Origin of the sequence: Streptomyces justiciae (assembly GCF_015163075.1) — a bacterium.
Classification (GTDB): domain Bacteria; phylum Actinomycetota; class Actinomycetes; order Streptomycetales; family Streptomycetaceae; genus Streptomyces; species Streptomyces justiciae.
Genome location: NZ_JADDXU010000012.1, coordinates 271,553 through 288,380 on the forward strand (window position 1 = coordinate 271,553; position 16,828 = coordinate 288,380).

General features: G+C 70.9%; 15 protein-coding genes. 6 read left to right on the forward strand and 9 right to left on the reverse strand.

Annotation, left to right across the window (positions count from 1 at the left end; translation table 11 throughout):
* Positions 1 to 153 precede the first annotated feature (153 nt).
* Positions 154 to 1,068, reverse strand: coding sequence for a LysR family transcriptional regulator (locus tag IQ210_RS30810; RefSeq protein WP_194082430.1), 915 nt, complete (start codon positions 1,066 to 1,068; stop codon positions 154 to 156).
* 70 nt (positions 1,069 to 1,138) lie between these two features.
* Between IQ210_RS30810 and IQ210_RS30815 the strand changes: the two genes are divergently transcribed.
* A complete protein-coding gene (locus tag IQ210_RS30815) occupies positions 1,139 to 2,281 on the forward strand; it encodes a TDT family transporter (RefSeq protein ID WP_194082431.1) in 1,143 nt (380 codons plus the stop codon).
* Here IQ210_RS30815 and IQ210_RS30820 read toward each other — a convergent pair.
* The 4 genes from IQ210_RS30820 to IQ210_RS30835 form a co-directional block, all read right to left on the reverse strand.
* Complete coding sequence (locus IQ210_RS30820; protein ID WP_194082432.1) at positions 2,229 to 2,948, reverse strand: helical backbone metal receptor; 720 nt, start codon at positions 2,946 to 2,948, stop codon at positions 2,229 to 2,231. The genes IQ210_RS30815 and IQ210_RS30820 overlap by 53 nt on opposite strands.
* Positions 2,945 to 3,517 carry a helix-turn-helix domain-containing protein gene (locus IQ210_RS30825; protein WP_194082433.1) on the reverse strand — a complete coding sequence of 191 codons (573 nt, stop codon included), beginning with the start codon at positions 3,515 to 3,517 and terminating at the stop codon, positions 2,945 to 2,947. The genes IQ210_RS30820 and IQ210_RS30825 overlap by 4 nt, the downstream gene beginning before the upstream one ends.
* Before the next feature lie 282 nt (positions 3,518 to 3,799).
* Complete coding sequence (locus IQ210_RS30830; RefSeq protein ID WP_194082434.1) at positions 3,800 to 6,415, reverse strand: ABC transporter permease/substrate binding protein; 2,616 nt, start codon at positions 6,413 to 6,415, stop codon at positions 3,800 to 3,802.
* The gene (locus IQ210_RS30835) at positions 6,408 to 7,475 is read right to left on the reverse strand and encodes a quaternary amine ABC transporter ATP-binding protein (protein WP_194082435.1); all 1,068 of its coding nucleotides are present in this window, start codon (positions 7,473 to 7,475) and stop codon (positions 6,408 to 6,410) included. The genes IQ210_RS30830 and IQ210_RS30835 overlap by 8 nt, the downstream gene beginning before the upstream one ends.
* 161 nt (positions 7,476 to 7,636) lie before the next feature.
* On the opposite strand from IQ210_RS30835, the gene IQ210_RS30840 reads away from it, so the two are divergent.
* The 3 genes from IQ210_RS30840 to IQ210_RS30850 all read left to right on the forward strand — a co-directional run bounded on the left by IQ210_RS30840 (position 7,637) and on the right by IQ210_RS30850 (position 9,938).
* Entirely contained in the window at positions 7,637 to 7,996 is a 360-nt protein-coding gene (locus IQ210_RS30840; protein ID WP_194082436.1) for a hypothetical protein, read from the forward strand.
* 21 nt (positions 7,997 to 8,017) lie between these two features.
* A complete protein-coding gene (locus tag IQ210_RS30845) occupies positions 8,018 to 8,947 on the forward strand; it encodes a 5'-3' exonuclease (protein WP_228048609.1) in 930 nt (309 codons plus the stop codon).
* A 148-nt stretch (positions 8,948 to 9,095) separates the two neighbouring features.
* Positions 9,096 to 9,938 (forward strand): siderophore-interacting protein, encoded by an 843-nt coding sequence (locus IQ210_RS30850; protein ID WP_194082438.1) that lies wholly within the window; start codon positions 9,096 to 9,098, stop codon positions 9,936 to 9,938.
* Positions 9,939 to 9,993: 55 nt separating this feature from the next.
* Here IQ210_RS30850 and IQ210_RS30855 read toward each other — a convergent pair whose 3' ends face one another.
* From IQ210_RS30855 to IQ210_RS30865, 3 genes are all read right to left on the reverse strand, one after another.
* Positions 9,994 to 10,770 carry an ABC transporter permease gene (locus tag IQ210_RS30855; RefSeq protein ID WP_194082439.1) on the reverse strand — a complete coding sequence of 259 codons (777 nt, stop codon included), beginning with the start codon at positions 10,768 to 10,770 and terminating at the stop codon, positions 9,994 to 9,996.
* Positions 10,767 to 11,786 (reverse strand): ATP-binding cassette domain-containing protein, encoded by a 1,020-nt coding sequence (locus tag IQ210_RS30860; RefSeq protein WP_194082440.1) that lies wholly within the window; start codon positions 11,784 to 11,786, stop codon positions 10,767 to 10,769. Before IQ210_RS30860 ends, IQ210_RS30855 begins: the two co-directional genes overlap by 4 nt.
* A gap of 181 nt (positions 11,787 to 11,967) precedes the next feature.
* Positions 11,968 to 12,561, reverse strand: coding sequence for a PadR family transcriptional regulator (locus tag IQ210_RS30865; RefSeq protein WP_194082441.1), 594 nt, complete (start codon positions 12,559 to 12,561; stop codon positions 11,968 to 11,970).
* A gap of 225 nt (positions 12,562 to 12,786) precedes the next feature.
* Here IQ210_RS30865 and IQ210_RS30870 point away from each other — a divergent pair, with 225 nt between their 5' ends.
* Positions 12,787 to 14,331: an amino acid permease gene (locus IQ210_RS30870; protein ID WP_194082442.1), complete on the forward strand. Its 1,545-nt coding sequence runs from the start codon at positions 12,787 to 12,789 to the stop codon at positions 14,329 to 14,331.
* Between the two features lie 19 nt (positions 14,332 to 14,350).
* Positions 14,351 to 15,298: an RluA family pseudouridine synthase gene (locus tag IQ210_RS30875; protein ID WP_194082443.1), complete on the forward strand. Its 948-nt coding sequence runs from the start codon at positions 14,351 to 14,353 to the stop codon at positions 15,296 to 15,298.
* On the opposite strand, the gene IQ210_RS30880 is transcribed toward IQ210_RS30875, so the two are convergent.
* A complete protein-coding gene (locus IQ210_RS30880) occupies positions 15,292 to 16,788 on the reverse strand; it encodes a cytochrome P450 (protein ID WP_194082444.1) in 1,497 nt (498 codons plus the stop codon). The two genes, IQ210_RS30875 and IQ210_RS30880, sit on opposite strands and share 7 nt — an antisense overlap.
* Positions 16,789 to 16,828 lie beyond the last annotated feature (40 nt).

The window sequence follows — 16,828 nt, forward strand, 5'->3', positions numbered from 1 at the left end:
CCCCTGGACCCCCGCTCCTCAAACGCCGGAGGGGCTGACCAACCAGCCCGTCCGGCGTTTGAGGACGAGGCCCCTTCAGGGCCGAAGCGGGGGTCTGGGGGCGGCAGCCCCCAGTGATGGGACGGGTAAGGGCGGCGGGGGCGAGAGAAATCCCTACCCCCGCGTCAGCGACAACAGCTCCCGCGCCGGCCCCACCGGCCGATGCCCCGTCGGCCACACCGCGCGCAGGTCACGGGCCAGCGACACGCCCTCCACCGGCACCGGGACCAGCCTCCGCATCGCCATCTCCTCCCCCACCGCCAACTCGCTCAGCACCGCCGGCCCCGCCCCGCTCACCGCCGCCGCCTTCACCGCCGTGGTGGACGACAACTCGATCAGCGGACGCGCCAGACCCCCCAGCGCCGCGTCCAGCACCTGCCGCGTCCCCGACCCCTTCTCCCGCAGGATCAGCGGCGTCGCCGCCAACTCCTCCGCCGCCAGCGGGCGTCGGCGGCGGGCCCACGGGTGGGCCGGGGCCGTGACGACGATGAGGCGGTCGTGGGCGATGACGACCGAGTCCAGGCCGGTCGGGACCGTGAGCCCCTCCACGAAGCCGAGGTCCGCCTCGTCCGCCAACAGGCGCGACGCCACCGCCGCCGAGTTGCCCGCCAGCAACGACACGGCCGTGTCGGGGCGTTGGGCCCGCAGGGCCAGCAGCCAGCCCGGCAGCAGATACTCCGCGATCGTCATGCTCGCCGCCACCCGCAGCCGCGAGTCCCGCCGGTCCCGCAGCGCCTGCGCCCCCGCGTCGAACGCCTCCGCCGCCTCCACGATCCGCCGCGCCCAGTCCGTGACCAGCGCCCCGGCGTCCGTCAGCCGCGAACCGCGGGGCGAGCGGTCCACCAGCGCCACGCCCAGCTGACGTTCCATGGACCGGATACGGCTGCTCGCCGCGGGCTGGGTGATGCCGACCTCACGGGCCGCCGCGCCGAGACTGCCGAGCCGCGCCACCGCCAGCAGCAGCTCCAGCGCCCCCAGGTCGGGGACTCTGTGCGCCAGCGTGCCGCTGACCGTACCCTCACTGCTCATAAGCCCAGTTTATGCCCTCATAGAGAGATCGTCCCTGGTGGGGAGCACCGAACCGCGCGACGCTCGAAGCATGGTCACCGCAGCCCAGCCGCTCCACCCCGTCCGTGCCACCGCACGTCCCCCGCGCGCCGCAGCCGTCCGTCACCTCGGGCCTAACTGGTACGCCACCGTCATGGGCACCGCCATCGTCGCCACCGCCGGAGCCGGGCTGCCGGTCTCCGTCCCCGGTCTGCGCCCCGTCCTCACCGGCGTCTGGGCGCTCTCGTTCGTCGTCCTCCTCACCCTGCTCTGCGCCCGCGCCCTGCACTGGACGCACCATCGCGACCAGGCCCGCGCCCATCTCCTCGACCCCGCCATGGCGCCCTTCTACGGCTGCCTGGCCATGGCCCTGCTCGCCGTCGGCGGCGGTGCCCTCACGGTCGGCGCGGACTGGATCGGCACCGAGGCGGCGGTGGCGCTCGACGCCGTGTTGTTCACCGCCGGGACGGTCGTCGGACTCGCGGCCGCCGTCGCCGTGCCGTACCTGATGGCCGTACGCCATCGCATCGAGCCGGGCCAGGCGACCCCCGTGTGGCTGCTGCCGCTCGTCGCGCCGATGGTGTCCGCGGCGCTCGGCCCGCTCCTCGTGCCCCATCTGCCCGCCGGTCAGGCCCAGGAGACCCTGCTGCTCGCCTGCGTCGCGCTGTTCGGCCTCTCGCTGCTCGCGACGCTGCTCATGCTGCCCCTGGTCTTCGGCCGGCTGATCACCGGCGGGCCGCTGCCGCTCGCCCTCACCCCGACCCTGTTCCTGGTCCTCGGCCCGCTGGGGCAGTCCACCACCGCCGTCAACAAGTTCGCGGACGTCGCCCCCGGTGTCGTACCCGCCCCGTACAGCGGTGGTTTCTCGGTCCTCGCCGTGCTCTACGGCGTCCCCGTCATGGGCTTCGCGCTGCTCTGGTTCGCGCTGGCCGTCGCCCATGTGCTGCGGGCCCGGCGGGCGGGCATGGGGTTCGCGATGACCTGGTGGGCGTTCACGTTCCCCGTGGGGACCTGCGTCACCGGGGCGGAGGGGCTGGCCCGGCACACCGGGCTGGTCGTCTTCGACGGGCTCGCGATCGGGCTGTACGCCGTGCTCGTCGCCGCCTGGGGCGTCGCCGCCCTGCACACCGTACGGGGGCTCGTCAGCGGTGAGCTGCTCGCAGGGCCTCGGCCAGTACCCGTGGCGCTTCCCTGAGGGAAGGGCCGTACCAGGTGAGGTGCCGGCCGCTGACCAGGGCGCAGGGGATGCCGGGGAACGCCTCCGGGCCGTCCTCCGCCGTGAAGGCGTACGGCTCGTCCGGGAGGACCACCAGATCCGGCCGCGCCCCGAGCAACTCCTCGACGGGGACGCGGGGGTAGCGGCTCTCGTGGGTCGCGTACACGTGGTCGACGCCCAGCCGCGCCAGTACGTCTCCCGCGAAGGTGTCCCGGCCCAGCACCATCCACGGGCGGCGCCAGATCGGTACGACGGCCCGCGCGCGGGACTCCGGGGGCGGCAGCGTCGCCCAGATCTCCTCCGCCTCGTCCAGCCAGCGCGGCCGGGCCGGCGCCCCGCAGGCCGCCAGCACCCGCGCCAGCTCCGAGAAGGCCTGCGGGACGGTCCGCACCTCGGTCACCAGGACGTCCATGCCCACCTCGCGCAGGGCCGTGAGGTCGCGGGCGAGGTTCTCCTCCTCGTTGGCGATCACCAGATCGGGGGCGAGGTCGAGGATCCGGTCGAGCCTGGGGTTCTTGGTGCCGCCGATCCTGGTCACGTCCAGGTCGGCCGGATGCGTGCACCAGTCGGTGACGCCGACGAGCGCGCCGGGGACGGTCTCGGCCACCGCCTCCGTCAGGGACGGGACGAGGGAGACGACCCTCACGGGCGCGGTCGGTCCTGGACCGCCTCGATGTGTTCCGCGACGGCGACGACGACCAGCCGGGTGTCCGACACGGTCGCGCGCCAGCGGTGCCGGACGCCGCCGGTGAGGTAGAGCGTGTCGCCCCGGCCGAGCCGGTAGGCCCGGCCCTCCGCCTCGATCTCGACCGCGCCGTCGGCGACGTACATCAACTGGTCGTTGCGGTACTGGAATTCACGGCCCGCGTCATGGTCGCCGGTGAACTCCTGGGCGTGCATCTGGTGATGACCGCGTACCAGGGAACGGGCCCGGGGGCCGGGCGTCGCCGGCTCGGGGTCGTCGGCGCGCACGACGTCGACGCTGCACGCCGGGTCGGCGGCGGCGAGGAGTTCGACGGCGGTGGTGCGCAGGGCGTCCGCGACCTTCTCCAGGGAGCTGGTGCTGGGGCGCGCCCGCTCGTTCTCGATCTGGCTCAGGAAGGGGACCGACAGGCCGCTGCGCTCGGCCACGACGGCGAGGGTGAGCTCCAGCGCGCGACGCCGCCGCCGTACGGCCGCGCCCACCCGCAGGGGCTGTTCTTTGTGGTCGCCCATCGCTCCGGCTCCCTCCTTCGCTCGTCGGTCGGCACCGGTCGCTGAACATGTCTCTGTTGAGTTGTCTGCACCCTACGCATGTTCGGCAAACCGTTTCATGCACCCGTCACATTGCCGTAAACCCGGTGCGGACAATCTCGCCAACTCCGGCCAGTAGATCAGCTCTCCGGCCGCCGTGTGAGGGGATTCCTCCGTCAGGACGAACGGCCTGACCACGACGGCCGGATGAGGCTCAGGTGACGACGTAGCTGTATGTGGTTGTCCGATTTCTTTTCGTCGCGGCTACTGCGGAGTCATCCGATCCACGACGTCGGGGTGCTTCTTCAGCCAGGCGTCGACGGCCTCGTCCTCGTGGCCCTGGCCGTGCGCGTTGATCTCGGCCTCCAGGGTACCGAGCTCGTCCTCGCTCATATGGAAGCCCTTGATCCACTTGGTGAGCTGCGGGTACTGCCCGGGGAACTTCTCGTTGGCGATCGTGCGGATCGTGTTCCCCTCGCCGAAGAGCTTCTTGCCGTCCTTCAACTTGGTGAGGTCGTACTGGCTGTACGCCCAGTGCGGCGACCAGAGCACGACGGCGACGGGCTTCTTCTCGGCGTACGCGCGCTTGAGCTCGGTGAGCATCGCGGGCGTGGAGCCGTCGACGACGTCGTACTCCTTGTCCAGGCCGTAGCCGGGCAGGACCTTGTTCTTCAGGAGGTTCATCTCGCCGGTGCCCGGTTCGATGCCGATGATCTTCCCGTCGAAGAGGTCGGCCTTGCCCTTGAGGTCTTCGTAGGACTTGATCCCCTTGACGTACGAGGGGACCGCGACCTCCAGCGAGGTCGGTTGGTACCAGGTGCCGAGGTCGGCGAGGCTGTCCTTGCTCTTCTCCCAGTAGTTCGCCTGCGCGTACGGCAGCCAGGCGTCGAAGTTGAGGTCCAGGTCCCCCGAGGCGAGGCCGGTGTAGACGGGGCCGACGTCCATCTGCTTCAGGTTCAGCTTGTAGCCGCGCCGCTCCAGGACGTTCTTCCACAGGTGGGTGACGGCGATGTCCTCGTCCCAGGGGAACCAGGCGACGTCGATCGGGTTCTTGGCCTCGGCGGGCGCGGCCGCGCTCTTGGCGACCGGGGCGAGCTTGTCGACCACGCCGGGGTTGCTCTTGAGCCAGGTGCGCACCGCGTCCTGCTGCTTGCCCTTGCCCGCCTTGTTGATCTCGGCTTCCAGGCTGGTGAGCTGCTTCTCGTCGAGCTTGAAGTCCTTCAGCCACTTGCCGACGGCCGGGTTCTTCGCGGCGAAGCCCTTGCGGGCGACGGTGTGGATGCCGTCACCGGAACCCCACGCGCCCTTGGGGTCCTTGAGCTTCTTCAGGTCGTAGTCGTTGTACGCCCAGTGCGGCGACCAGAGCGTGACGACGATCGGCTCCTTCTTGCTGTACTCGCGCTTGAGCTCGGCGAGCATCGCGGGCGTGGAACTGTCGACGACCTTGTACTCCTCGTCGAGGCCGTACGCCTTGAGGACCTTGCTCTTGAGCAGGGCCATCTCGCCGGCGCTGGACTCGATGCCGGTGATCTTCCCGCCGAACTCGGAGGCCTTGCCCTTGAGGTCGTCGAGGGAGTCGACGCCCTTCATGTACGACGGGACGCTCAGCTCCAGCGACGTCTTGCCGTACCAGGCGCCGAGGTCGTCGAGCTGGTCGCCGTACTTCTTCCAGTACTGCTCGTGGGTCGTCGGCAGCCAGGCGCCCGTCATGAAGTCGACGTTGCCGGAGGCGACGGAGGTGTAGAGAGGGCCCGCGTCGAGCTGCTTGGCCTCGACCTGGAAGCCGCGTTCCTCCAGGATCTCCTTCCAGAGGAAGGTGGAGGCGACGCCGTCGTCCCAGGGGACGTAGCCGATGCGGACCTTCTCGCCCTGGCCGACGTTCTTGCCGTCGGCGACCGGGGCCGTGCTGTCGCCCTTGCCGCCGAACATGCCCATGCCGCCCGCCACGAGGGCCAGGATCACGATGCCGACCACGGCGACCTGGGGGCGGGGGCGGTACGACCAGATCCGCAGCCCCTGTGCCGCGCGGGCCCGGGCGGCGGCGCGGCGGCCCAGCGGGGAGACCTGGGTGCCGAGGGCGCCGGTCATGCGGTCGAGGTAGATCGCGAGGATCACGATCGCGACGCCCGCCTCGGAGCCGAGGCCGACGTCGAGCTGGCCGATGGCCTCGTTGACCCGGCCGCCGAGGCCGCCGGTGCCGACCATGCCGGCGATCGCGGCCATGGACAGGCCGAGCATGATGACTTGGTTGACGCCCGCCATGACGGTGGGCAGGGCGAGCGGGAGCTGGACGCGCAGCAGGGTGTCCCGGGGAGTCGTGCCGAACGCCTCGGCCGCCTCGACCAGTTCCTTGTCGACCTGGCGGATGCCCAGCTCGGTCATGCGCACGCCGGGGGCGAGCGCGAAGATCAGGGTGGCGACGATGCCCGCGGAGGCGCCGGTGCCGAAGAACAGGATCGCCGGGATGAGGTAGATCATCGCGGGCAGCGTCTGCATGAAGTCCAGCACCGGCCGGACCAGCGCGCCGACCCGCTCGGAGCGGGCCGCCCAGATGCCCACCGGCACCGAGATCACCAGCGCGATGAGCGTGGCGACGAGGACGAGCGAGAGGGTCACCATCGCGTCGTCCCACAGTTCGAGGGAGTCGATGAAGGCGAAGCCCGCGAAGGTGAGGAGGCCGGCGGTGGTGCCGCGCAGCCAGAAGGCGATCACGGCGAAGATGCCCGCGAGGAGCAGGGGTTCGGGCGCCTGGAGGACGGCGTCGATGCCGTCGTAGGTGCCGGTGAAGACGGTCTTGAGGAAGTCGAAGAGCCAGCCCATGTGGGCGAGCAGCCAGTCGACGGCGTCGTTGACCCAGTCGCCGAGCGGAATCCTAGGCATGGGCGGCCTCCCGGTCCTGCTCGCGGTCCTGCTCGCCGAGGAAGCCGATCAGCCGCTGCGCCGGGATCACCCCGACGAGTTTCCGCTCGTCGTCGAGCACGGCCACCGGATGGGTCGAGCGGGCGCTGACGGCGCAGAGCTCCGCGAACGGGGTGTCGGGCGTGACGGTCTCGCAGTCGCCCGCGCAGCCGCAGTCGGCCTCGTCGCCGCGTACGTCGGTGTCCATCACGGCGGACGCCGTGAGCACCCGGGAGCGGTCGACGTCCTTGGTGAAGGAGGCGACGTAGTCGTTCGCGGGCCGGACCAGGATGTCCTCGGCGGTGCCGTTCTGGACGATGCGGCCGTCGCGCATGACGGCGATGCGGTCGCCGAGACGCATGGCCTCGTTGAGGTCGTGGGTGATGAAGACGATGGTCTTCTTCAGGGTCTGCTGGAGCGTGAGCAGCTGGTCCTGCATGTCACGGCGGATCAGCGGGTCCAGGGCGCTGAAGGACTCGTCCATCAGCAGCAGGTCGGCGTCGGTGGCCAGGGCGCGGGCGAGGCCGACGCGCTGCTGCATGCCACCGGACAGCTCGTCCGGCCAGGACTTCTCCCAGCCGGCCAGGCCGCACAGCTCCAGGGCCTCGGTGGCGCGCTTGACGCGTTCGGCCTTGGCCACGCCCTGGACGGCGAGACCGTAGGCGGCGTTCTCCAGGACACTGCGGTGCGGGAACAGCGCGAAGTGCTGGAACACCATGCTGATCTTGCGGGCGCGGACCTCGCGCAGGTCGCGGGCGCCGAGCGCGGTCAGGTCCTGGCCGTCGAAGCGGACGTGTCCCGCGGTCGGTTCCAGCAGCCCGTTGAGCATGCGCAGCAGCGTCGACTTGCCGGAACCGGACAGGCCCATGACGACGAAGATCTGGCCGGGGTCCACGGTGAAGGAGGCGTCGATGACGGCGGCGGTCGTTCCGTCGGCGCGCAGCTCCTCCCGGTCGGCTCCACTGCGCAGTCTCTCGACTGCCTCACTCGGTCGTCTGCCGAACACCTTGTAGAGATGTTCGGCCTCAAGCCTGGATGACACGCGTACCTCTTGCATCGGGGGCGGGGGTCAGTGGCGGCGCCTGCCCCCGGCCGACCAGGACAAACCGGGAAGTGGTTCAGTTCACAACCAGTCCGTACGATCGCCCCCTCCAGTCCGTAGGATCACCGTCGACGCTTCACATCGGTGCTGGGGGGACGGCTGTGGAACGACCGGACGACAGACGCGCGTCGGTGCTGCGCTTCGCGACGGAGCTGGTGGCGTGGGTCGCCGCGCCCTGGGCGCTGGCCTCGTACTCCTGGGCGCTGGCGGTTCTCGCGGTGGTGGTCCTCATCGGTCTGCCGACCGTGTTCGCCACGCCGGGCGACAAGGCGCAGGTGATCGTCCCGGTGCCCGGCGCGGTCACGATCCTGCTGGTGCTGCTCCAGCTCGTCGCGGCGGTGGTGGCGGCGTGGTGGGCCTGGCCGGTGTGGGCGGCGGTTGTCGTGTCCGTGCTGGCCGCCGCGACCCTCGTCACCGAACAACCGCGCTGGCGCTGGCTGCTGACCCGCGTCGGCGGGTGACTGTCGGTGCCGTACGGCATGATGCGAGGCGTGACCGGACGACTGATGCTTCTCGACACCGCCTCGCTCTACTTCCGCGCCTACTTCGGCGTCCCGGAGTCCGTGAAGGCCCCGGACGGCACACCGGTGAACGCCGTGCGCGGGCTGCTGGAGTTCATCGACCGCCTGGTCAAGGACCACCGCCCGGATGAGCTGGTGGCCTGCATGGACGCCGACTGGCGCCCCCAGTGGCGGGTCGACCTGATCCCCTCCTACAAGGCCCACCGCGTCGCCGAGGAGCACGAGGTGGGACCGGACGAGGAGGAGGTGCCGGACACGCTGTCGCCGCAGGTGCCGGTCATCGAGGCCGTCCTGGACGCGCTCGGCATCGCGCGCGTGGGCGTCGAGGGGTACGAGGCGGACGACGTGATCGGCACGTTCACCGGGCGGGCGAAGGGCCCGGTCGACATCGTCACCGGCGACCGCGACCTGTACCAGCTGGTGGACGACGCCCGTGGCGTCCGCGTGCTGTACCCGCTCAAGGGCGTGGGCACGCTCCAGCTCACGGACGAGGCGTGGCTGCGCGAGAAGTATGGGGTCGACGGGCGTGGGTACGCGGATCTGGCGCTGCTGCGCGGCGATCCGAGCGACGGCCTGCCGGGCGTGCCCGGCATCGGGGAGAAAACGGCGGCCAAGCTGCTGGCCGAGTTCGGCGACCTGGCCGGGATCATGGCCGCGGTGGACGACCCGAAGGCGAAGCTCACGCCGTCGCAGCGCAAGCGCCTGGACGAGTCGCGGCCGTATGTCGCGGTGGCACCGAAGGTCGTCCGGGTCGCGGACGACGTCCCGCTGCCGGACGTCGACACGACCCTGCCGAGCGGTCCGCGCGACCCGGCGGCGGTGGAGGAGCTGGGCGCCCGCTGGGGCCTCGGCGGCTCGCTGAAGCGGCTGCTGACCACCCTGGCACCGTAAATCAGCTTCTCCGCTGGGCGGATCACCTTCTCAGCAGGCCGGAACGGCGCTCTCGCCCTTGGCTTAATCTTGCCTTCAGACGAGGGGTGTTAAGTAGGGGGAAGATGCTAACTTAGGTAAGCCTAAGCATGGGAGCAGGGAGGCCGCCATGGCAGAACGACCGGGACGCAAGCCGCGGAAGCCGCATTCCGCGCAGGTCGTCCGCACCGAGCGGCTGACCCCGCACATGCAGCGGGTCGTGCTCGGTGGCGAGGGACTCGCCGAGTTCGCGGCGGACACCTGCACCGACCATTACGTGAAGCTGCTGTTCCCGGCCGGGGGTGCCGTCTATCCCGAGCCCTTCGACATGGAGCGGATCCGCGAGGAGTTCCCGCGCGAGCAGTGGCCGGTCACCCGGACCTACACGGTCCGGCACTGGGATGCCGAACACCGCGAGATGACCCTGGACTTCGTGATCCACGGCGACGAGGGCCTCGCCGGTCCGTGGGCGATGCGGGTCCAGCCGGGCGAGACCGTCCGCTTCATGGGCCCGGGCGGCGCCTACGCCCCCGACGAGGCCGCCGACTGGCATCTGCTCGTCGGTGACGAGAGCGCGCTGCCCGCGATCGCCCGTTCCCTGGAGGCGCTGCCCGACGGTGTCACCGCGTACGCCTTCGTCGAGGTGGCCGGTCCCGAGGAGGAGCAGAAGATCGACTCCGATGTGGACGTCGTCTGGCTGCACCGCGGGGACCGCCCGATCGGCGACGCGCTGACCGAGGCCGTGCGGGCGCTGGAGTTCCCCGAGGGGCGGGTGCACGCCTTCGTGCACGGCGAGGCGCACTTCGTGAAGGAGCTGCGGCACCTGCTGCGGGTCGAGCGGGAGATCCCGCGCGAGGACCTGTCGATCTCCGGCTACTGGCGGCTCGGCCACAACGAGGACGGCTGGCAGGCCTCGAAGCGGGAGTGGAACGCCCGCATCGAGACCGAGCAGGAGGGCACGCCGGCGGCGTAGCTCAGCGGTCAGCTGTTTCGGGAGGGCGCCGAGGCGCCCTCCTTCACCTTTCCCGCTACACCGACCGCTGGTACGACCTGAACGTCCGTATCGACAGCCACACCGCCGCCACCGCGAGCGCCAGCAGCGCCCCGCCACGCCCCAGCACCGCGCCCCAGTCCGGGTTCTCGGACAGGGCCGAACGACCGGCCACCATCGCCCAGTTGAGCGGATTGAAGTCGGCGACGTGCCGCATCCAGGACGGCATCTGGCTCGGCGCCATGAAGGCGGAGGACAGGAACGTCAGCGGCAGCAGCAGGAAGGTGTTGATGCCGATGATCGACTCCCGCTCCCGCACCAGCATCCCCAGCGCGTTGGAGAACGCGCCGAAGACGGTGCCGAGCAGGACCGAGGCGAGCACCAGCACCGCGACGCCCGCGATCCCGCCGGGGCAGTCCGCCCCGCCCAGCAGCCCGAGCAGCACGATGACGACCGACTGCAGGGCGGTGACCAGGCCGTTGTTGACGACGTTGCCGTTCATCAGCGCGGCCCGGCTGACCGGCGTGGTCAGGAAGCGGTCGAGGGTGCCGCGCTGGATCTCGTCGAGGGTGGTCATCCCGGCCCACATGTTGGAGCTGAGCGCGCTCATCACGACCACGCCCGGGACGAGGTAGTCGAGGTAGGAGGTGGTGCCGAAGCCGCCGAGCTCGACGACCTCGCGGAACAGGCTGCCGAACAGGAACAGCCAGATGACCGGCTGGATCAGGGTGATGATCGCGTAGGCGGGCTGCCGTACGAACACCATGAGTTGACGCTGCGTCATGTACCAGGTCTGGGAGACGGCGGTGCTCATCGCTCACCTCCGGCGAGGACGAGCGCGTCGGCCTGCTCGTAGGACGCGTCGGTCTGCGCGTACCGGCGGCCGGTGTAGCGCAGATACACGTCGTCGAGCGAGGGGCGGGCGACGGTCGCGGCGGCGACGCCGACGCCGGCCCGCTCCAGGGCGCCGAGCAGGGCGGGCATCGCGGCCGCCCCGTCGTCGGCGCGGACGCTGGCCCGGTGGCCGTCGACCACCACCTCGTGCACGCCCGGCAGTCCGCCGAGGGCGCCCTTGAGCAGCGTACGACCCGCTTCGCCGACCGTGGCGCGCAGTTCCAGGTGGACGGCGTCGCCGCGGAGTTCGCCCTTGAGGGCGTCAGGGGTGCCTTCGACGACGACCCGGCCGCGGTCGACGATCGCGACGCGTTCGGCGAGCCGGTCGGCCTCTTCGAGGTAGTGCGTGGTGAGCAGGATGGTCAGCCCCTCCTCGCCGGCGAGCCGGCCGATCTCGTCCCACATCGCGCTGCGGGCCTGCGGGTCGAGGCCGGTGGTGGGCTCGTCGAGGAAGAGGACCTGGGGGCGGTGCACCAGCCCGAGGGCGACGTCCAGTCGGCGTCGCATGCCGCCGGAGTAGCCCTTGACCTGGCGGTTCGCGGCGTCGGCCAGGGTGAAGCGGTCGAGCAGCTCGGCCACCCGGCGGTCGAGGTCGGCACCCTTCACGCCGTAGAGCCGCCCTTGGAGCCGGAGGTTCTCGCGGCCGGTAGCGACGGGGTCGGCGCCGGAGTTCTGGGCGACCACGCCGATCGCGCGGCGGACCCGGTCCGGGTGGCTCAGGACGTCATGGCCGGCGACGGTGGCGGAGCCGGAGTCGGGGCGGGCCAGGGTGGTGAGGATCTTGACGGTGGTGGACTTGCCGGCGCCGTTGGGGCCGAGGAGCCCGAAGACCGTGCCGGGTTCGACGGTGAGGTCCATGCCGTTGAGGGCGGTGACCTCAACGGGGTAGGTCTTGATCAGCTGACGCGCCTCTACCGCGGGCGCACGGGTGTTCATGGCAGGTGCTCTCCTGGGTGAGCGGATGACAGCTGATCCGCCGGAGGGGCACCGGGCTATCCTGGGTGTGCCGCACCTCGATCGCCTGGATGTGCCTCACGGCGGATTCAGCTCGGGGTTCGAGGCCCTGGCACCGCTGCTGCAACAGCCGTGCCGGGGCCTGTTCTCGTTCTGCTTCAGGTCACGTTTTCTCGTGCAGGGCCTTCCACTCCTCGATCCCGGGCAGTGCGCCCGACTTGAGCTCGTCGAGGAAGCCTCGGACCCATTCCGCCTCGGCCTCCACCATGTGGAGCTGGAACTCGTTCTCCACGAGGAAGAGCCGGGGCAGCGTCTCGTACAGCTTCTCCAGCGCGCCGCGGCTGCTCGCCGCCTGGACCAGCAGGGCTTCGAGCCGCTCCTCCAGCAGGGTCACCACGTCGTCCGGGTGCAGCACGCCGAGCAGCGAGAGCGCGGTCTCGAAGATCGGGTACTCCTTGGCCGGGTAGGCGACCAGGTCCGACATCCACTCGGTGGTCTCCTGGCGGCCGGCCGCTGTGATGCCGTACACCGTGCGCTCAGGGCGGTTGCCCTGCCGCTCCACGTCCGTGACCTCGACGAAGCCGTGCTTCTCGAGGCTCTGCACGACCGTGTAGAGCGAGCCATAGTTGATCTTCGTGCTGGAGTCCTTGCCCTGGCGGCGCAGGGTCTGGGCGATCTCGTAGGGATGCATCGGCTTCTGCCACAGCGTCGCCAGCACGGCGAGTGCCAGGGGGTTGCGGAGCTTGCGTCGCCGCATGGTCCGGTTCACCTCGCATCCCCACCCGCATCCGAATATCCGTAGCCGAACATATCGCGATCTACGACCAACCGTCAATAGACACGATGTATCGCGTTCGGGCGGACCATGCAAGGGCGTGAGGAGTTGGGACCGCCTTCGACATGACCGCGTCATCGAGGCGAAACAGCGCCTCCTTAATTTCTGTCGCCTGACAGGAATCCCACGTCGAAGGCAGGTGCCTCCGTGACGACCACCACCCCGTCCGACGTCCGCCCCGATCCACCGCACTCCCCCGACGACCGCTCCCTCGCCGAGTTCGGCTACCGCCAGGAGCTGCACCGCAGCCTCGGCAAATACGCCTCCTTCGCGGCCGGGTTCTCCTTCATCTCCGTCCTGACGACCGTCTTCCAGTTCTTCGCCTTCGGGTACGCGTTCGGCGGCCCCGTCTTCTTCTGGGCCTGGCCCGCGGTGCTGCTCGGGCAGCTGATGGTGGCCGCCTGCTTCGCCGAGCTGGCGGCGCGCTATCCGATCTCGGGCGCGATCTACCAGTGGTCGTCCCGGCTGTCGAACCTCACCTTCGGCTGGTTCGCCGGCTGGATCATGGTGATCGGGCAGATCGTGGTGGTCGCGGCGGCGGCCCTGGCCCTCCAGATGGTGCTGCCTGCCATCTGGTCCGGCTTCCAGCTGGTCGGCACCGACCCGGCGCCGACCTCGGCGGACGGCGCGGCCAACGCGGCGCTGCTCGGGGTGGTCCTGCTCGCGCTGACGACGCTGGTGAACGTCCTGGACAACCGCGTGATGTCGGTCATCAACCGGGTCGGCGTGACGGCCGAGATCATCGGCGCGGTCCTCATCGTCGTGCTGCTGCTCACGCACTCCGAGCGCACGCCGGGCATCACCTTCCACACCGAGGGCGCGGCGCAGAGCGGCCTGTTCGGGGCGCTGCTGGTCGGTTCGTTCACGGCGGCGTACGTGATGATCGGCTTCGACAGCGCGGGCGAGATGAGCGAGGAGACGCACCATCCGCGTCGTACCGCTCCCCGTACGATCCTCACCGCGCTGGGCGCGGCGGGGCTGCTCGGCGGGCTGATCGTGCTGGGCGGCCTGCTGGCGGCGCCGAGCCTCACGGACGGGCACCTCGCGGTGGACGGGCTGAGCTACGTCCTCACCAGCAGCCTGGGTGACGGGGTGGGGAAGGTGCTGCTGGCCGACGTGGTGGTGGCGATCGCGGTGGCGACCCTGGCGATCCAGACGGCGGCCTGCCGGATGCTGTTCTCCATGGCCCGCGACGGCCAACTGCCCTTCTCGGCACGGCTCGCCCGGGTCAACCCGCGCACCGGCATGCCGACCGCGCCCGCCCTGGTCGTCGGCACCCTCGCCGCCGCCCTGCTCCTGCTGAACTTCGCCTCACCGGAGGCGTTCCTGGCCATCGGCACGACCTGCATCGTGATGCTGTACCTGGCGTACGCGATGGTCACCGGCCCGCTCCTCGTCACCCGCCTGCGCGGCGGCTTCACCACCACCACCGGCACCGACGAGACCGGCGCCTGCCTCTTCTCCCTGGGCCGCTGGGGCGTCCCGGTCAACGCGCTCGCCCTGCTCTACGGCCTCCTCATGGCCGTCAACCTGGCCTGGCCACGGGCGGCGGTGTACGACCCGGCGGGGGGCCACTGGTGGTTCCAGTGGTTCACGGTGCTCTTCCTCGGCGTCACCGTCGCGGCGGGCGTGGCCTACCGCGCGTACAAGGCCCGCGCGACGGTGGCCGCGGAGGCCGTCGCCCCGGCGTGACGATCTACCCTGGCCGGTGATGAGACGCAAGAACCGGATCCCGCCCTCTCCCCTCCCCCAGCGCGAGGGGGTGGACCCGGTGCGAGTGCGGCTGCCCCCCGAGGGGCCGTGGACCACGGTCCGGGAGCACCTCGTGGAGCGGCTCAGCGGGGCGGGGACCGGGGTCGTCGACGGCATGTTCACGGCGGGGCAGGTCGTCGACGCGGACGGCCGGGCGGTGGCGCCCGACGCGGAGTACGTGCCCGGCATGTACGTGTGGTTCCACCGCGAGCTGCCGTACGAGCCGGTCGTGCCGTTCCCGCTCACGGTCGTCCACCGGGACGAACACATCGTCGTCGCCGACAAGCCGCACTTCCTGGCCACCACCCCGCGCGGCAGCCATGTCACCGAGACCGCGCTCGCCCGGCTCCGCCGGGAGCTGGACATCCCAACCCTCGGTGCCGCGCACCGGCTCGACCGGCTCACGGCCGGACTCGTGCTGTTCACGGTGCGCCCCGCGGAACGCGGCGCGTACCAGACCCTGTTCGCCGAGCGACGGGTCCGCAAGGAGTACGAGGCGATCGCATCGTACGACCCCTCCATCGCCCTTCCTCGGACCGTGCGCAGCCGGATCGTGAAGGAGCGCGGGGTGCTGGCCGCCTATGAGGTGGCGGGCGAGCCCAACGCCGTCAGCCGGATCGAACTCATCGACCGCCGCGACGAGTTGGGCCGGTACCGGCTGCTGCCGGCCACCGGGCAGACCCATCAGCTGCGCGTCCACATGAACGCCCTGGGCCTGCCCATCCTCGGTGATCCGCTGTACCCGGTGGTGGCCGACGCCGTGCCGGCCGGTGACTTCCGGCGACCGCTGCAACTGCTGGCACGCTCACTGGAGTTCACCGATCCGGTCACGGGAGTGGAGCACCGGTTCCGCAGTGCCGCGACGCTGGAAGCCTGGTCCTCGTACGCCACCTGGGCCGGTCAGTAACCCCGCCACCAGCGCAGGAAGCGCCGCCAGGCACCCATCGGCCGTGCGGGTTCGGGCGTCGGCAGGGGCGGCTGCGGTGCCGTGGGCGCGGCCGGCCGGGGCTCCGCCGCCACGGGCGTCACCGGGGCCGTCGGCTCCGCCGGTTCCGTGCTGACCTGCCACGCGGGTCGCTGCTGCGGCACCGGCGCGTGGCCCGGCTTCTGCATGACGTCCTGCTGCGGCTTGGGCTCGAACCGAACGGGCAGCTCCACCAGATGCCGCGAGGAGATCGACTGCCGCCACTCCAACTCGTCCTCGTGACAGTCGAGTTGGACGTCCGGAAGCCGCATCAGCAGCGCGTCGACACCGGTGTCGGCGATGCCACGGGCGATGTCCTGACCGGGGCACTCGTGCGGACCGCCGCCGAAGGCGAGGTGGGAGCGGTTGCCCTGCATGTTGGCGTTGAGGTCGGGACGGACCCGGGGGTCGACGTTGCCCGGCGCGATCCCGAACAGCAGGCCGTCGCCCTTGCGGATGCGCTGGCCGCCCAACTCGGTGTCCTGCTTGGCGTAGTAGGCGAAGACGGTGCTGAACGGCGGCTCGTCCCACAGGGACTGCTCGACCGCCTGCGGGACCGTCATCTGGCCGCCGTTGAGCCGGGCGCGGAAGCCGGGGTCGGTGAGGACCATGCGGATGACGTTGCCGATGAGGTTGACCGTGGCCTCGTAGGCGGCCATGAGGACGAGCCAGAGGTGGGTGGTGACCTCGTCGTCGGTGAGCTTCGCCGGGTGCAGGACCAGGTGGCTCGCGAAGTCGTCCTGCGGGTCCTTGCGGCGGCGTTCGGCGAGCCGCTGGAGGACGCCCATGACGTACCCCTGGCTGGCGTTGGCGGTCTCGGTGCCCTTGAGGAGGTCGCGGGTGGCCTGGACGAGCCGGTCGTTGTACTCGTCCGGCATGCCGAGGATCTCGCACAGGATGGCCATCGGCAGATGCTCGGCGAACTGGCTCATCAGGTCCGCCTCGCCGGTCTCGCAGAACTCGTTGACCAGGCGCTGGGTGTAGCGGTTGATGTGGCGGCGGATGGCGCGGTAGTCGATGGTCGACATGGCGCCGGTGACCGCGCCGCGCAGCCGCAGGTGCTCGTCGCCCTCGGCGTAGGAGCAGATGGGCGCCCAGGCGATGTGCGGCATCATCGGGTGGTCGGGCTTGACCATGCCCTCGATCTGCGGGGTCCAGATGCGGCTGTCCCGGCAGAAGTGCGAGGGCGTGCCCACCAGATGGAGGTTCTCGGCGTGGCCGAGGACGATCCACATGGGGACGTCGTCGTGGAGCAGCACGGGCGCCACCGGGCCGTGTTCGTCACGGAGTTTCTCGTAGAGCCCTTCGAGGTCCTCCGCCTCGGGGCCGTACAGCCTGTGCAGCCCCCCGGGGCCGAGGTTGTGGGCGGGGCAGCCGGGGGGCGGGCCGGCCATGGGGCCGGCGCCGGTCAGGGAGTGGGGTTCAGGCGTCACAGTGGTCGCTCCGAAGTGGATCCGGTTGCAGGGGAGTTGA

Coding starts and splice junctions, on each gene's coding strand:
- IQ210_RS30815 (WP_194082431.1), top strand. CDS start 1,139: ATGGTCACCGCAGCCCAGCCGCTCCACCCCGTCCGTGCCACCGCACGT.
- IQ210_RS30875 (WP_194082443.1), top strand. CDS start 14,351: ATGAGACGCAAGAACCGGATCCCGCCCTCTCCCCTCCCCCAGCGCGAG.
- IQ210_RS30845 (WP_228048609.1), top strand. CDS start 8,018: ATGCGAGGCGTGACCGGACGACTGATGCTTCTCGACACCGCCTCGCTC.
- IQ210_RS30860 (WP_194082440.1), bottom strand. CDS start 11,786: ATGAACACCCGTGCGCCCGCGGTAGAGGCGCGTCAGCTGATCAAGACC.
- IQ210_RS30830 (WP_194082434.1), bottom strand. CDS start 6,415: ATGCCTAGGATTCCGCTCGGCGACTGGGTCAACGACGCCGTCGACTGG.
- IQ210_RS30865 (WP_194082441.1), bottom strand. CDS start 12,561: ATGCGGCGACGCAAGCTCCGCAACCCCCTGGCACTCGCCGTGCTGGCG.
- IQ210_RS30810 (WP_194082430.1), bottom strand. CDS start 1,068: ATGAGCAGTGAGGGTACGGTCAGCGGCACGCTGGCGCACAGAGTCCCC.
- IQ210_RS30850 (WP_194082438.1), top strand. CDS start 9,096: ATGGCAGAACGACCGGGACGCAAGCCGCGGAAGCCGCATTCCGCGCAG.
- IQ210_RS30825 (WP_194082433.1), bottom strand. CDS start 3,517: ATGGGCGACCACAAAGAACAGCCCCTGCGGGTGGGCGCGGCCGTACGG.
- IQ210_RS30855 (WP_194082439.1), bottom strand. CDS start 10,770: ATGAGCACCGCCGTCTCCCAGACCTGGTACATGACGCAGCGTCAACTC.